Here is a 16,252-nt window from a genome sequence, read left to right as displayed (position 1 = left end):
CCATGCCTCGCCTCCCCAACCCACCGGCGAGAAACGCCGAACACCAGCGGGCGATGAACCGTGGGCCGGCCCGTGCACGGCCGGCGGGCCGGCCCGTCACCCAGACTTTCACCCACCTTTGACACCGGGAGCGCAGCAACCGTGCCGTCCTCGTCCTCAGCGGTGATCGAAACCGTTCTCGAACAGTCCGCCCGCGTTCTGCAGACGTATGCCGTGGATCCCGGCCTCGTGGCCGAACACGCCAATGGCGAGCGCCGCATCACCCAGGGCGGGTACGGCGACCGCCAGCTTTTCGAACTCGTCCAGAACGCAGCCGACGAAATCGCGGACGAACCGGGTGGGCGCATCCATGTCGTCCTCACGGAAACCCACTTGTACTGCGCCAACGAAGGCAATCCGGTGACCCCGGAAGGGGCGGAGACCATTCTTCGCATGAGTATGTCGAAGAAGCGTGGCGGACAGATCGGGCGCTTCGGAGTCGGCGTCAAGTCGGTCCTCGTGGTGACCGACACTCCGGAATTCTTCAGCCGCACCGGGAGTTTCGGGTTCAACCGTGCGTGGTCGTACGAGCAGATCAAGGCCGTGCCCGGTGTGACGGCCCGCTACGGCACGGAGTTCGACGCTCCTGTCCTGCGGATGGCCCGCCCGCTGGACATGCAGGCCGAACGCGCCGCCGACCCCGCGCTGAACGAGCTGCTGACCTGGGCCACCACCGTCGTACGCCTGCCCCTGCTTCCCAAGGCCGACGACCGACTGGGCCGAGACATGCACGGCGGCCGCGCGAAGGATCGCGGCGAGTCCCGCGAGGAGTTCCCGGTCGGCTTCCAGCTGTTCAGCCCACACGTCGCGAAGGTCGTGCTGGAGGACCGCCGGCCCCGGCCCATGGCCCGCCGGACCCTGACCGCCCAGCACTCCGGCGACCTGCACACCGTGACCGAGGAGCGCACCGGTAAGGCCGTCTCCTCGGAGCGGTGGCGCGTGTTCACCACCACACACGAGCCGGGCCCCGCGGCCCGCGCGGACGCCGGTGAGCTGCACGACCGGGTCTTGCTCGACCTGTCCTGGGCCGTCCCCGCGCTGGAGCGGGACCCCGAGAGCGGCCTGTGGATCAGCCCCCGCTCCCGCGGCCGCGGGTCGTTCTGGTCCTTCTTCCCCACCAAGTACGAGATGTCGCTGAGCGGCATTCTCAACGGGGCGTGGAAGACCAACGAGGATCGACAGAACCTGCTCGACTCCTCCCCCTTCAACCAGGAGATGATCAGGATGTCGGCGAAGCTGGTCGTCGACTCCCTCCCCTCCCTGGTACCGGCCGAGGACCCTGGCGCGTATCTCCCGCTGCTGCCCGGGCGGACCAAGGAGTCGATCAGCTGGGCCGACGAGTTCCTGACCCGTGAGATCTGGGCCCGCGCCGCCACGAGTCCTTCACTGCCCGACCAGGACGGCGTCCTGCGCCTCCCGCGGCAACTGCGCGTCCACCCGAAGCCGGACAAGAAGGATCAGAAGCAGCTGACGCGGTGGCTGCGGATGTGGCACGAGTGCCCGGGACGGCCTTCGGACTGGCTGCACCCGAGCGTGGAGGCCGACGGCTTGCGCTCCGGCAAGGTCGAGCACATCCTCGGCGCCGCAGGACACACGCGGGCCGGGGTTCGCGAATGGCTGGAGGCCCTCGTGGCGGGCGGAACCGCCGAGGCCTCCGGGGTTGCCGTCCGCATCCTGGCCGACATGATCGAGAGCGAATCCCCTTCCGCCGACGAGGCCCGCAAGGCCCGCGTCGTGCTCACCGAGGAGCACGGGCTGGTCGCTCCCGTGCCCGGCAAGGTGTTCCGCCGGGCCGAGCACCAGGACGGACTGCGGGAGTCCACGGTGTACGTCGTCGACGAGCTGGCCCAGGATCCGTCGCTGGCGAACGCGTTCAACACTCTCGGCATCCACGAGGCCGACCCCGAGGGACGTTTCGACAGCGTCCTGGACCAGGGCTTCGACCACTACGGGGAGTCGGACTGGGAGCGCTTCTGGGAACTGTTCCGCCAGGCGGGCGTGCGTCGGCTGGCCCACAAGGTCCTGGAGCGGGTGCCCGATCCGCGCACGACCCTCCGGGTGCGGACGGCCGACAAGCACTTCCGGCCGGTCTGGGACTGCATGCTGCCCGGCGTCGTGGTCGACTCCGGGCGCGACCCGAGCGTCGCCGTCGACATGACGTTCCACTCCGACGACACGCCCTTCTTCTCCCTGATCGGCCTGCGGGACCGGCCCACCGGTGGCGTGCAACCGCAGGCGGACGAGCCATGGTTCGAGGAGTACCGAGCTGCCGTCCACGCTTCCTATTTGCGCACGCTGGACAGCCAGGCCCCCCGCCCCCAGCTGAACCGCATGAAGGTGGAGGGCGCCGCGATCGGTGGCCCTCTGCACCTCTTCCGCAAGCTGTCGGAGGAATCACGCGCCGCCTTCCTGAAGGCGCTGCCCGACGACGCCGTGGTGGACAACTGGACACGGCAGTTCGGCGCACAGACGAACACCCGGCAGGCGGTGATGTCGCCGATCCGATGGATGGTGCGGAAGTACGGAAGGGTCGCCACCTCCCAGGGCGTCAAGCCGCTGACGGAGGCCGTCGGCCCCCAGCTCGGCGCCTACCGGGACGTGCTGCCGGTCGCCGACCTCTCCTCCGAGAAGGCCCGCAAGCTGCGGCTGCCCGGCACCATCCAGGAAGTACCCGCCGACCACTGGGACACGCTGCTGGACAAGGTCTCCCGCAGCGAGGACGACGTCTTCGTCGGGTCGACCTATGTGATGCTGACCCGGGTGGGGGCGGACTTCCCCGAGGACTCGATGACCCGTTGCCGGATCGGTGACACCTGGGGCACCCGCCCCGACGACGAGATCACCCTGGCCGTCGGCACCGCCGAGTACCGGACCCTGCGTGCCGAACAGCTCCCCGCCCTGCTCGTGTCGACCGCCGAGGACGCCGAGCTGATGGTCGAGAGGTGGGGCATGCTCCGCTACTCCGACGTGATCAGTCGGGAGACCCGCGAGGTGCCCGACGGCGATCCCGTGCCCCTCGTGGAGCTGTTCCCCGCGCTACGGCAGCGCCTGAACAGCGGCAACCGGCACAGCACCGTGCAGCGGTGCACCGAGTTGGAGGAGATCACACGTACGCCCAGGGGCACGCACGCCTCTCCCCTGGACGCCGTGCGCCAGGACGGCACGGTCAAGATCCGCGTGCCGGTGGAGCCGGAGCCCATGCTGCGGCTGATCGACCGCGAGCTCGGCCTCGGTCTCGGCGCGGCCGGCTGCCGAGCGGTGTTGGAGCACCAGGACCGCATGGCCAGGGACAGCGCACTGAAGGCGGCGCAGGAGGCCGTGCGCGACGCCGAGGACGTCGTGACCAAGCTCGAACTGCTGATCGGCGCGGACGCGCTCAGGGCCGGTCTCCCCGAGGGGCTGATGGACGCCGAGCTGCAGGCGACCGGCGGCGTGGAGCCGTCCGGACGCCGCATCGCGCAGATGGCCTTCAACGCGCACGGCGACGGGGTTCTCCAGCAGCACGCCCGAGACATCCAAGCACGCTTTCCCAGCGCTCCGGTGGCGTACGGCGGTTCGTCGGCCGCCATCGCCTTCGTCTCCGACCTGCGCCTGCCGGTCACGTTCGCCGGCTCCAGGACTCCCTCACCGCCTCCCTACGAGACGATCGAGGGTCCACGGGACTTCCCGAGGCTGCACGACTACCAGGAGGACCTGGTCCGGAACGTCTCCGCCCTGCTCGACCGGCTCGCCCCGCAGCGCGGGATGCTGTCCCTGCCCACCGGCGCCGGCAAGACCCGGGTCACCGCCGAAGCGGTGATCCGCTGGGTGAAACGGGTCGGCGACCTCGAGGGCCCCTTGCTGTGGATCGCACAGACCGAGGAACTGTGCGAGCAGGCGGTGCAGAGCTGGAAGTTCGTCTGGAGCAAGGTCGGTGCCGAACGGCCGCTGACCATCAGTCGCCTGTGGAGCAGCAACGAGGTCGGCAACGTCGTCGACCATCCCCACCTGGTGGTCGCCACGGACGCCAAACTGGACCGGTGCCTGGGCACCGACCAGTACGCGTGGTTGCGCGAGCCCGCCCTGGTGATCGTGGACGAGGCGCACACCGCCATCTCCAAGCGGTACACGGAGATCCTCGGCCTGTTGGGACTGACCCAGTACGAGACGCGCCGACATCTGCTCGGTCTGACCGCCACCCCGTTCCGCAACACCAACGAGGACGAGACCCGCCGACTGATCACCCGCTTCGGCAACCGGCGACTCGACGAAGGCGTGTTCCCCTCCGGCGACCCCTACCGTGACCTCCAGAAGTGGGGCATGCTCGCCCAGGTCGAACACCGCACCCTGGAGGGCGGTCGGATCGTCCTGAACCAGGACGAGAAGACGCACGCCGAGCGCATGGCGATGCTGTCCCGCGCCGCCGAACAACGGCTCGCCGACGACCACGCCCGCAGCCTGCGCATCGTCGATTCGGTGGCCGCCCTGCCGTCGGACTGGCCGACGCTGCTCTTCGCCACCTCGGTCGACCACGCCAAGTACCTGGCGGCCATGCTCAACGACCGAGGGGTCCGGTCCGCCGCCGTGGACTCGACGACCAGTCCACAGGACCGTCGGACGCGGATCGAGAACTTCAGGAACGGCCGCATCCGTGTGCTCACCAACTACGGTGTCCTCACCCAGGGATTCGACGCGCCTGCCACACGGGTCGTGGTCGTGGCACGACCGGTCTACAGCACCAACGTGTACCAGCAGATGATCGGCCGCGGCCTGCGCGGCCCCAAGAACGGCGGCAAGGACACCTGTCTGATCCTCAACGTCGACGACAACATCGCCAACTTCGACACCCGGCTGGCCTTCACCCAGTTCGAGCACCTCTGGAGCCGTACGTGACGGACGTCTACCTCGACAGCCCTCCGCTCACCGCCGAGCAGCGGGCCGTCGTCGAGCAACCCTGGGACGCGCGGGTCCTGGTCACCGCCGGTGCCGGTGCGGGAAAGACGCACACCCTGGTGCGTCGACTCGACGCGCTGTGCGGTCACGAGGACCCGGAAGAGGTGCTGGACGCCGCCGACATCCTCGTGCTCACGTTCTCGCGCGCTGCCGCCCGCGAGCTGCGCGAACGCATCACCCGGCACGGGGACCGGGCCCGCCGGGTGCGCGCCCAGACCTTCGACGCCTGGGCCTACGCGGTGCTCCTCCAGGCGTACCCGGACCGGGACTGGGCCACGACCTCGTTCGACGAGCGGATCAGGACCGCGGCGGAAGCCGTCGAGCAAGGCGCGCTGGAGTACGGCGACTCGGCCCCGCCGTCCCATGTGGTGATCGACGAGGTGCAGGACCTGCTGGGCGACCGCCGGGAGCTGGTGGAGGCCCTGCTCGACCGCTACCAGGACAGCTGCGGCTTCACTGTGGTCGGTGACGCCGCCCAGTCCGTGTACGGCTTCCAGATCGAGGACCCGGCCGAACGCCACGACGAGACCGGCCGCTTCTTCGAGTGGCTGCGCCGCTCCTACCCCGACGACCTGGTGGAGCTGCACCTCACCGAGAACTTCCGGGCCGTCACCCCGGAGGCACGCACCGCGCTGTCGTACGGCCCCCGGCTCCAGCAGGTCCCGGACGCGGACGAGGCCGCCACACTCTACGAGGAACTGCGCGACCTGCTCCTGGACCCGGCGAACGCGCTGGGCGACCTCACCGACGAGTACACGCTGCAGGGGTTGCGGGGCCTCGACGACAGCTGCGCCATCCTGACCCGCGACAACCGGCAGGCCCTGGTGGTCTCCCGGCTGCTCCACGAGCACGGCATCGGGCACCGGCTGCGCCGTCCCCTCGAGGAGCGACCGGTGCCGTACTGGGTGGCCGAGCTGCTGCGCCGTACGGAGGCGACCGGCCTGACCGAGGACCGGTTCCGTTCCCTACTGGAGCAGGTCCCGCTGCCCCACGAACCGAACGCGGGCGCCCTGTGGACGGTGCTGCGACGCGCCACCCGCTCGCCCGGGCGCACCGCGCTCGAGCTGGACCGGCTGCGTCGTCTGGTCGCCGAGGGCCGGTTCCCCGACGAGGCGGCCGACCCGGAGACCGAGCGGATCGTCGTCTCCACCGTGCACCGGGCCAAGGGGCTGGAGTTCGATCGGGTGATCGTCCTGACTCCGCCGACCGTCGCCGAACTCCACAAACAGTACGGCACCGAGGCGGACCTCCCCGCGGAGGTCCGTGCCCTGTACGTGGCGATGACCCGCGCCCGGCACGACCTCTACCACCTCCACTCCCCCGAGCTTCCGATCATCAAGAGGGCGGGAAACCGCAAGAACGGTCGGCGTTACGTCGGCGGGTGGCGCTCGTACGACAGATACGGCGTCGTGGCCGAGGCCGGTGACGTCAGCCGGGACGACCCGCCCGGTCACGCGACCGACGCCGTGGCGACCCAGAAGTATCTCCTGCAAGAGGTCGGTCCCGGCCAGGAGGTGCTGCTGCGCAAGCGTCACGATCTGCCCGCGGGGGAGGCCCAGAGCCCTCCCTACGCCCTACTGCACCGGGGACGGGAGATAGGCGAGGCCTCGGAGCGGTTCCGACAGGAGCTGTTCCGAGTGCAGAAGGTGAACCGGACGTGGGATCCGTGGTGGCCCGACGAGATCCACGGCCTGCGGATCGACACCTTGGAGACGGTGACGGGCAGCATCGCCGCCGGCGCCAACGCAGGCCTCGGCGACCGGGGTGTGTGGATCGCGCCCCGGATCACCGGCATCGGCATGTTCCGACGGACCGACGGCGAAGGGGAGCAGGGCGCATGACACACGTGGCAGGTCGACACTCCGAGCACTACCGGGTGCGGGACGAGGAACTCCTCGTGGGTCTCCGCCGTGAACTTTTCGGTCCCGACGAGGACGCCGCACCGGAGGACCGGGCCGAGGTCCTCGCGCAGGACGCGCCGATCGACCGTTATGTGACCGGCGTGCTGTATCCGCGTGCTTCGCGGGAGCGGAGGGCCGAGAACGCCGCCGAGCAGGACGGTCTGGACGCGACGCCCGTACTCGCCCGGGAGGACACCGAGGAGTCAGGCGCCGCGCAGGAGACCGGCGTCTCGGGCGACAAGCGGCCGTCGTCCATGGGCCTGACCTTCGCGGTCGCCCCCGAGTGCGACACGATCGTGGTGTCGGCGCGTGTGGCGGTCTACGAGCCCACGGACGAGGACGGCACCCCGGTCCCGGCCCGCCGCGCCGAGGCCCGGACCGTCGCCGAACAGCGCGAACGGTGGCGGCGCAGGGAACTCGATCTCCCCGACGTCCCGATCGACGTCACCACCCCTGTCGCCGACGGCTGGACGGACCTCGACGACAGGGCCCGTCTGCGGTTCGTGGTCCGACGTCCCGATCCGACGACCGGGTCGGTCACGGTCACGGTCACGCTGGTCAATCAACAGAGAGTCGGTGAGCGGGACCTCCAGGACGCCTTCGCCCTGTTCCAGTGCGGACTGACGGTGCGCGCGGCCGACGGCTCCAGCGCGTTCGTGGAGCGCCCCGCACCGGCCGCCGCGCATGACCCGGAGATCGCCACCGGTCGGCTGCTGCACCGCCACGCCCCGACCTTCGCCGTCGGGCACGGCTGCGCCGCTGTCTGGGACTGGGTCCCGTCGCCGATCGGGATGACCGACACCCGCCCGGCCGCCGTCCCCGAGGTCCGCAGCGAGTTCGTGCCCACCGTCGAGGTGCTGCTGACCGACTCCAACCCGGAGATCGACAGCTCGTCGCTGTCGATGCTGGGACTGGCCGAGAAGCCCGACACCGAGGTCCTGGCCACCCTGGAGACGCTGGCCAGGGGGTACGAGGACTGGATCGCCCGCAAGGCGGCCGAAGCAGACGCTCTGAGCGGCACCCCGCACGAAAAGCCCGCTCGGGACCAGGTCGAGGCCTGCCACGAGGCGCTCGGCCGAGTCCGCGAGGGCATCGGGCTGCTGCGGACCAAGCCCGAGCTGATGCGGGCGTTCCGACTCGCCAATCGTGCCATGGCCGACCAACGTGCGCGTAGTGCCTGGGTGAAGGGCGGAAAGGTCGGCGACTGCGACCCGTCCACCGGCCGCTGGCGCCCGTTCCAGATCGCCTTCATGCTGCTCTGCCTCGCCGGCATCGACGACCCCGAGCACGACGACCGGAAGATCTCCGACCTTTTGTGGTTCCCCACCGGCGGTGGCAAGACGGAGGCGTACCTCGGGTTGATCGCCCTGACCTCCTTCCTGCGCCGGATCCGCAACGGCCCGAACGGCGGCGGGGTCACCGTCCTCATGCGCTACACGCTCCGGCTGCTCACCCTTCAGCAGTTCGAACGTGCGGCGATCCTGCTCTGCGCGATGGAGCACATGCGGCGCCGCACACCCGAGCTGGGCGACGAGCCGTTCTCCGTGGGCATGTGGGTGGGGCGCTCGGCCACGCCCAACACGCTGGCAGAGGCCGCTGCCAGGCTCGAGGAGCTGCGCGGCAACCCGGACAAGCGTCTGGCCATCGAGAACCCCGTCCAGCTCCACGCCTGCCCCTGGTGCGGAACCCGACTCGACGCCCGGGACTACGAGGTCGACGACGTCGCCCGGCGGATGCACATCCGCTGCCCCGGCACGGACTGCGACTTCTCCGGCGGCCTTCCCGTCCACCTCATCGACGAGGCGGTGTACGACGCGCGCCCGACGCTGGTGATCGCCACCGTCGACAAGTTCGCCTCCATGCCGTGGCGTCCGGCGACCTCCGCGCTCTTCAACCTCGACGATCCGAGCGACGCCACTCCTCCCCCCGAGCTGATCGTCCAGGACGAACTCCACCTGATCTCCGGCCCGCTGGGCACCCTCACCGGCCTCTACGAGACGGCGGTGGACGCGTTGGCCGACCGCCCCAAGGTGATCGCCTCCACGGCGACCATCCGCCGGGCCGCCGACCAGGGCCGCCACCTCTTCGCTCGTCAGGTGCGGCAGTTCCCGCCCGCCGGCCTGGACTCGCGCGACTCGTGGTTCGCGGTGGAGACGCCGCCCGAGGAGAAGGCCAGCAGGCGCTACGTCGGCCTGCTGGCACCTGGCACCAGTCAGTCGACGTTGTTGATCCGCACCTACGCCACGCTGCTGCATCGGGCCATGCACGCGGAGACCGACGACAAGGTGCGCGACGCCTACTGGAGCCTCGTCGGCTACTTCAACAGCCTTCGGCTGCTCTCCGCGGCCGAACTCCAGGTCCACGACGACGTGATCGCCTACCTGGAGACACTCGCCGAACGCGAGGGCGTGGCGGCGCGGTCGGTGGCCAACTACTCGGAGCTGACCAGCCGGATCGACGCCAGCGAGATCCCCGCACGTCTCAAGGGCATCGAGAAGAAGCTCCCCGACGAGGACACCGTGGACGTCCTGCTCGCCACCAACATGATCGCGGTGGGTGTGGACGTGGACCGGCTCGGGCTCATGGCCGTGATGGGCCAACCGCAGACGACCGCCGAGTACATCCAGGCCACGAGCCGCGTCGGTCGCGCCCACCCCGGCCTGGTGGCGGTCATGCTCAACGCGGCGCGGGCCCGGGACCGTTCGCACTACGAGAACTTCCAGCACTACCACTCGGCCCTCTACCGAGAGGTCGAGTCGACCTCCGTGACTCCGTTCTCCGCCCGCTCGCGTGAACGTGGACTGCACGCGGTGATCGTCGCACTCGCACGCATCCTGATCCCCGCCGCCCGCCCGAACGAGGGCGCCGGTCAGGTCGAGTCCTACGAGCGCGTTCTGCGGGGCCACATCAGGTCCCTGCTGCTGGACCGCGTCCGCGCGGTCACGCCTTCGGAGATCGAGGCCGTGGCGCAGGGATTCGACGAGTTCGTCGGATGGTGGTGCCGTGAAGCCGACATCCACGGTGAGCTGCTCTTCGAGCCGAAGCGGGGCAGCCGTGCTCCTTCGCTCCTGAAGGCGTACGACGACGAGTCCGCGGACCGCGAGGCATGGTCCACTCTGTGGAGCCTGCGCGACGTCGACGCCGAGTCTGCCCTGTTCATGGAGGGAACCCGATGACCCCGCCCCCCGCCCGCCGCCGTCGGACCTCGGCGAACGGCGGCGCCCCGGCCCACAACTTCCCCCGCCGCGGTACCGTCCGCCGCGCCCAGGCCATCACCACGTACGGCGTCGGATCGCTCATCGCCGTCGACCACGAGTCCTTCGTCGTCTCAGGTCTGGACGAGGCCGACCGGAGCTGGAGCGAGGACGAGTCGCCCGTCGTCCATGAGCGGCGGCTGGCCCGGCTGCTCGGCGTCCACTACTTCCGGCTGCCGCCTGCGTCCGAGGACACCAGCAAGGACGGTCTTCGGGTCCGCCGCTTTCCGTTGATGCACTCGTGTCCCGAGTGCAACGAACTGCAGTCGCACCGCGACTTCTCCCCACCGGCCGGTCGTAGCGTCTGCGGCAGGTGCGAGGTGGATCTCGTACCCTCCCGTTTCGTCATCGCCTGTGAGGCCGGGCACCTCGACGAGTTCCCCTACTGGCAGTGGGTGCACCGCTCCCCCGACCGGGGCTCCACGAGGCCCGCGAGGTGCGGGGGCAGGCTGAGGATGCGCACGACCGGACGCACCGCCTCGCTCCGCTCCATCGTCCTGTCCTGCACCTGCGGTCAGGTGCCCGACGTTTCGATGGAGGGCTCCTTCCGCCGGCACGCGCTGAAGGACCTCGGTCTCACCTGCCGGGGCGCCCGCCCGTGGCTCGGGCTCTCCGCCACGGACCCTGCGGGGTGCGGACTCCCCCTGCGCACCCTGCAGCGTGGTTCCTCGTCGGTGTGGCAGCCGGTGCTGAAGTCGGCGCTCTCCATCCCCCCGTGGAGCAACAGCCGTGCGGATCCGCTCGCGGGTCACTGGGAGAAGCTGAGGACGTACGACGATCCCGCGCGCATCGAGGGCTATCTCGATGCCGTTTTCGGCGACGAGTGGCCCCTCTCCCTGCAGGAGGTCATGGCCCTGCTCGACGCGGAACGCGAGGAGGACCCGGACGGCGAGACGGCCCCCGCCTTCGACCATCGCTATCGCGCCCTGCGCAACAAGGAGTACGAGCGCCTGTGCTCCGGCAACGACGAGAGCGAGCACTCCCGTGACGAACGGTTCGTCTGCGAGAAACCGCTCGGTGATCCGAGCGTGCTCCAGCCACTCGGGATCAGCGGTCCGATGTTGGTCAAGAAGCTCCGCGAGGTGCGTGCCCTGAAGGCGTTCACCCGCCTCGTCGACGCGGAGTCGACGACCGAGCCGAAGGAGATGCCGCTCTCCCAGAAGCCGCTGCACTGGCTGCCGGCCATGGTGGTCCAGGGCGAGGGCGTCTTCCTGCGCCTGGACCAGAGCCGACTGGACGCCTGGGAGAAGGCGCCGGCGGTGGCGGCCCGGGTGGAGCGCATGCGTACCGCTCACCAGCGGGTGCTCGAGCAGCGGGCCGCTGATCCGAACCAGGCCGTGCTGTCCCCGGCGACACCACGCATGGTGCTGTTGCACACCTTGGCCCACGCCCTCGTCAACGAGTGGAGCCTGGAGGCGGGCTACCCGGCCGCCTCTCTCCGCGAGCGTCTGTACGCCGCGGACGACATGGCCGGGGTGCTCGTCTACACGGCCACCACCGACTCGGCGGGCAGCCTGGGCGGCCTCGTCGCCCAAGGCGAACCGGACGTGCTCGACCGCACGGTGCGGTCGGCGCTGCGTCGCGCCCAGTGGTGCTCCTCCGACCCGCTCTGCATGGAGGCCGAGGCGGCAGGCTCGACCGGGACCAATCTCGCCGCCTGTCACGCGTGCGTGATGCTCCCGGAGACGAGCTGCGAGCACAACAACATCCTGTTGGACCGTGCGCTGCTGGTCGGTACGCCGGACGACCCCGGTCTGGGATTCTTCGGCCCGGTGCTTGTCTGACACGAGCTGTCTCCGGGTCACGGGCAGGCCTCGGACACCCGGGACTCGAACCGCATCAGGGCGCGGTCCAGGACGTCGTCCGCGTCGCGACCGCGCGCGCCGAGCCAGTGGAGGAGGTCGGTGATGGCGAGGATCGCCGCCTCCTCCGCCTCCGCGGTACCCACCCTGCCGACGTACGAGCCACCCATGCGACCCACGGCGCCGTAGACGCCGAGCACCGCCTCGGTGCGGGTGTCCCGCAGGCCGCCGTCGCGACCTCCCGTCGCCGGTGACGCGGTCACCAGCTCGCACCAGGTCACCTTGCGGTCAGCGAGAAGCTGGACACCCCACCGTTCGGCGACCGCAGCGACGAGCGCCATACCGCGGCCCTCCTCCGACTCCGCGTCCGCCGCGACGAGCGTGGGCAGCGCCCGGGAGTCGGGGTCGTGGACCTCGATGCGCAACAAGTCCTCGTCCACCAGGACCACCAGGGTCGTAGGCGTTCCCGCGCCGACGTGGCGCACGACATTGGCCACCAGCTCGGTCACACACAGCTGAGCCTCGTCCACCAACTGCCGTAGCCCACACGCTCGTAGATGTGCCGCCACGCCGTGCCGCAGAAGCGCGACCTCCTCTTCCAGGGCCGTGAACATCACGACCCATGGCACGCGCACCGTACACGTTCCTGGGATCACTGCCGCCACCTCCACCGCTCTCGCACGCACCGGCTCAGGACCTGTGAGGCGCCCCGCGTCGGTCTTGCGCAGCAGCATGGCCGGCGAGAATCCCGTGCTGCAATGTGCACGGAGAGAATCCCACCATCGGGTGACTGGTGTGGACATCCGTGCGCCGGAAGACTTGGGTCGTCCGACATGAAGGGGGTTCCGATGGCCGGATCACCGACGGCACGGCGCCGCCGCCTTTCCATCGAACTGAGGAAGCTACGGGAGAAGAACGGGCTGACCTGCGCACAGGTCGGGGCCGCCCTCGACTGGAGCGGCTCCAAGGTCAACCGGATGGAGACAGGAAGCGGGCGCGTGCAGCCGTCCGACATCGACGCCCTGTGCCGGTTCTACGACACCGACGACGACCTGCGTGAATTCCTCAAGACACTCGCCCGCCAGGCGAAGACGCGAGGTTGGTGGCAGGTGCACGGCTCGGGAGTTCCCGAGTGGTTCTCCATCTACATCGGCCTGGAACAGGACGCGTCGTCGGTGCGTCAGTACCAGTGCGAAGTCCTGCCGGGCCTGGTGCAGACCGAGGCGTACGCACGCGAACTGCACAAGTGCGGCTCGTACATGCCCCCGGACGACATCGAACGTGCCGTACAGGTACGGCTGCAGCGTCAGTCCCTCATCCAGGGCTCGGGAGCGCCGGACTGCTGGTTCGTCGTGAGCGAAGGAGCCGTGCGTCAGATCATCGGCGACCGGGAGCTGATGCGCACCCAGCTGGAGCACGTGCTGGCCGTGGTGGAACAGCCACGGGTGACCCTGCAGGTGCTCCCCTTCGACGCCGGCGCGGGCCCGACCACCGGAGCCTTCACCATGCTGGGCTTCCCAGATCCGGAAGACCCCGACGTGGTGTATCGGGACGGCATCACCGATGCCATGTACCTCGAAGGGGAGCCGCACGTCCGCGAGTACACGCGGGCCTTCGACGCGTTGAGGGCCGCAGCGCTGAGCCCGCGTCGAACGGTCGAGTTCGTCAAGACCATCGTGAAGGAGTACGCACAGTGACCGCGCGCCCGGAAGACACCGGTGGACAGAGCTCCTGGATCCGTTCCTCCTACAGCAACGGCGCGGGTGGCGAGTGCTTGGAGTGCCTCCGTACCGGCGACCGAATACGACTGCGCGACACGAAGGTCGGGGCTCAGCTCGTCGCGAGCGTGAGCGCCCCGGCTTGGTACGCCTTCGTGCGGGCGATACGGCAGGAGCGACCGGCTCTGTAGCACACTGCAGGTGGGCAGAGAGGGAACCGACGAACGGATGATCATGAGCGCATCGCATGCGGAGGCAGTCGCGTCCGAACCGTTGCCCTTGAGGACGATCGGCGACATAAGAGCCGCTCTCCGCTCCGGGCACGGGTTCCCCGGCGACCGGGAGTCGTTCGAAGCCGATCTTCAGCGGGCGTTGGAGGGGTCGTCGGAAACGGATCTGACGGCCGTGGCCTCGGTGATCGTCGACTACCGGGGGCGGATCCGTCTGTACCAGGACCCCGACTTCGACATCGCCGTACAGGAAGGCATCGACCTCGCCGCGCGGCTGAAGCAGGAGGCTCGGGGCACGTGAGCGAAGTCGTCGCCGCCGTGACGGTACGGGCGGCCGAGCGGGCGAAGGCACTCGGCGCGGAACAGGCTCTGGAGGCGCTGCGCCAGGAGCTGGAGCTGGTTCCTCGGCTGGGAGTGCTGCTCGGGCCTCCACGCCCCGACGGTATCGAGGTACGCAAGACGCGGATCGAGCCCGCGGGCGAGGTGCCGGGCCTCGCCGTGGCCTATGTGTACACGCCGTCCCCACCACCGCCGACGGTGGCGATCACCGCGGTGACCCCGGACGACGGCGTTCCCGAGTAGCGGGGCGTTCCGGACGCCCGAGTACCGTTCCCGCCCGCCCCGTTGTCCGGGGCGGGTGGGTCGGGATCGTCAGCCGAACATTCCCGGCTCGTAGCTGCCCGCCGGCTGGCGGACGATGACGTTCAGGCGGTTGTAGGCGTTGATCAGGGCGATCAGGGAGGTCAGCGCGGCGAGCTGTTCCTCGTCGTAGTGCTTGGCGGCGTTCTCCCACGCCTCGTCGGTGATGCCCCCGGCGGCATCGGCGATGCGGGTGCCCTGTTCGGTGAGTTCCAGGGCGGCGCGCTCGGCGTCGGTGAAGACCGTGGCCTCGCGCCAGGCGGCGATCAGGTTGAGACGCAGGGCGGTCTCCCCAGCCTTCGCCGCGTCCTTGGTGTGCATGTCGGTGCAGAAGCCGCAGCCGTTGATCTGGCTGGCGCGGATTTTCACCAGTTCCTGGGTGCTCATCGGCAGGCCCGAGCCGGCCAGGGCCTTGTTGGTGGCCCCGAGGTGCTGCACGACCTTCATCGCGACGGTGCTCTCGAACAGGTTGAGGCGGGCTTCCATCGTTGTCTCCTCCGGCTGCGTGGTGCGTTCGCTGTCGTCCGGTGCGTCGTCCGGTGTATGGCCTTACGCCGATACGACGGATCGGGCGGGCGTGGTGTGACAGGCCGGCGCAATGATGGGGGTGTGAGCCGCGTCACTCACGGTGTGCGGAGGAGGAGTTGCTCCAGTGCGCGCGTCACCTCGGCCGGGCGCTCGTCCATCACCCAGTGCCCGGCGCCCTCCAGCAGGGTCAGCTCGGCGCGCGGGACGCGCTCGGCGAGTTCGGTGGCGATCCCGGGCCGCAGGTAGGTGTCCTCGGTGCCCCAGACGATCGCGGTCGGGCAGGCGATGTCGCCGAGGCGGCGGCGCAGTTCGGGGCGGACGGTCACCCGGTAGTCGCCGAAGTAGTGGGCGAGCCAGCGGCGGCCCTCCCGGGTGCGCATCCAGTCGACGTAGGCGCTCAGCCCGTCCTCGTCCAGGTGGCCGGCGCGGACCAGGGGCGCGAGGGACCTGCGGTGGATCTGCGCCAGGGGCAGACGGACGAGCAGCGGGCGCAGCGCGGGGGCGCGGCCGGCCAGGGAGATCAGGCCGAAGGCGGCGTACCAGCGGGGCACGAACGTGGACTGCGCCCGGCTGTTGAGCACCGCCAGCCGGCGCACGCGCCCGGGGTGGGACTGGGTGAAGCCGAGGGAGAGGAAGCCGCCGTAGTCGTGGCCGACGAGGTTCACGGCCTCGATGCCCAGCGCGTCCAGGAGCGCACCGATGCGGGCGACCTCGGTGTCGTAGTCGAAGGGGAGGTGGAAGGGGCGGTCGGAGCGGCCCCAGCCGAGGAGGTCGGGGGCGATGACGCGGTGTCCGGCGCGGGCGAGCGCCGGGGCCTGGTGGCGCCAGCAGTGGTGGTTGGCGGGGTAGCCGTGCAGGAGCAGGACCGGCTCGCCGTCGGCGGGGCCGGACTCCCAGTAGGCCACGCGGGCGCCGTCCACGAGCGCCGACCCGGCGCGCGCCTTCCGCTCCGTGTCGGATTCGGTCATCGTCTCTCCCTCGTACGCGCCGTGCGGTGTCCGCGGGCCCCCGGCGCATGACCGCTTCCCGTGTGTGCCGCCGTCGCCGGAGGCGACCGGGGTCCGCGGTGCGTGGGGTACGCCCGTCAGGATTCTTCGGCAGTCCCCACCCCGCTTCGCACCCGCTGGGGGAACTGTCGCCCGTACGGGGGAGCAGCCGGGGGCCGGCGCGGTGCGGGCCGGCCCCCTCCGGGCGGCAACGGCACGGGTG

11 protein-coding genes are annotated in these 16,252 nt (G+C 70.2%); 8 read left to right on the top strand and 3 right to left on the bottom strand.

Annotated elements, in window-relative coordinates:
* The first annotated feature begins 141 nt into the window (after positions 1–141).
* Genes ACZ45Q_RS04215 through drmB form a run of 4 tightly spaced genes read left to right on the top strand, consistent with a single transcriptional unit; the run spans position 142 to position 11,910 of the window.
* Entirely contained in the window at positions 142–4,911 is a 4,770-nt protein-coding gene (locus ACZ45Q_RS04215) for a sacsin N-terminal ATP-binding-like domain-containing protein (RefSeq protein ID WP_468254611.1), read from the top strand.
* Positions 4,908–6,812: a UvrD-helicase domain-containing protein gene (locus ACZ45Q_RS04210; RefSeq protein WP_468254609.1), complete on the top strand. Its 1,905-nt coding sequence runs from the start codon at positions 4,908–4,910 to the stop codon at positions 6,810–6,812. Before ACZ45Q_RS04215 ends, ACZ45Q_RS04210 begins: the two co-directional genes overlap by 4 nt.
* The gene (locus ACZ45Q_RS04205; RefSeq protein WP_468254607.1) at positions 6,809–10,048 is read left to right on the top strand and encodes a helicase-related protein; all 3,240 of its coding nucleotides are present in this window, start codon (positions 6,809–6,811) and stop codon (positions 10,046–10,048) included. The genes ACZ45Q_RS04210 and ACZ45Q_RS04205 overlap by 4 nt, the downstream gene beginning before the upstream one ends.
* Positions 10,045–11,910: a DrmB family protein gene (drmB, locus tag ACZ45Q_RS04200; protein WP_468254604.1), complete on the top strand. Its 1,866-nt coding sequence runs from the start codon at positions 10,045–10,047 to the stop codon at positions 11,908–11,910. The genes ACZ45Q_RS04205 and drmB overlap by 4 nt, the downstream gene beginning before the upstream one ends.
* A 17-nt stretch (positions 11,911–11,927) precedes the next feature.
* On the opposite strand, the gene ACZ45Q_RS04195 is transcribed toward drmB, so the two are convergent.
* The gene (locus ACZ45Q_RS04195) at positions 11,928–12,542 is read right to left on the bottom strand and encodes an ATP-binding protein (protein WP_468255310.1); all 615 of its coding nucleotides are present in this window, start codon (positions 12,540–12,542) and stop codon (positions 11,928–11,930) included.
* 234 nt (positions 12,543–12,776) lie between these two features.
* Between ACZ45Q_RS04195 and ACZ45Q_RS04190 the strand changes: the two genes are divergently transcribed.
* Genes ACZ45Q_RS04190 through ACZ45Q_RS04175 form a run of 4 tightly spaced genes read left to right on the top strand, consistent with a single transcriptional unit; the run spans position 12,777 to position 14,458 of the window.
* The gene (locus tag ACZ45Q_RS04190; protein ID WP_468254602.1) at positions 12,777–13,625 is read left to right on the top strand and encodes a helix-turn-helix domain-containing protein; all 849 of its coding nucleotides are present in this window, start codon (positions 12,777–12,779) and stop codon (positions 13,623–13,625) included.
* Entirely contained in the window at positions 13,622–13,837 is a 216-nt protein-coding gene (locus ACZ45Q_RS04185) for a DUF397 domain-containing protein (RefSeq protein WP_468254600.1), read from the top strand. The genes ACZ45Q_RS04190 and ACZ45Q_RS04185 overlap by 4 nt, the downstream gene beginning before the upstream one ends.
* Positions 13,838–13,874: 37 nt before the next feature.
* Positions 13,875–14,177, top strand: a complete 303-nt coding sequence (locus tag ACZ45Q_RS04180; protein ID WP_468254597.1) for a DUF6247 family protein — start codon at positions 13,875–13,877, stop codon at positions 14,175–14,177.
* Positions 14,174–14,458, top strand: a complete 285-nt coding sequence (locus tag ACZ45Q_RS04175; RefSeq protein WP_468254595.1) for a hypothetical protein — start codon at positions 14,174–14,176, stop codon at positions 14,456–14,458. The genes ACZ45Q_RS04180 and ACZ45Q_RS04175 overlap by 4 nt, the downstream gene beginning before the upstream one ends.
* Positions 14,459–14,527: 69 nt before the next feature.
* Here ACZ45Q_RS04175 and ACZ45Q_RS04170 read toward each other — a convergent pair whose 3' ends face one another.
* Complete coding sequence (locus tag ACZ45Q_RS04170) at positions 14,528–15,001, bottom strand: carboxymuconolactone decarboxylase family protein (protein WP_468254592.1); 474 nt, start codon at positions 14,999–15,001, stop codon at positions 14,528–14,530.
* A gap of 137 nt (positions 15,002–15,138) precedes the next feature.
* Entirely contained in the window at positions 15,139–16,011 is an 873-nt protein-coding gene (locus ACZ45Q_RS04165) for an alpha/beta fold hydrolase (protein WP_468254591.1), read from the bottom strand.
* Positions 16,012–16,252 lie beyond the last annotated feature (241 nt).

The organism is Streptomyces sp. NPDC031049 (genome assembly GCF_055571015.1).
This window is presented reverse-complemented; position numbering and strand designations above follow the sequence as displayed.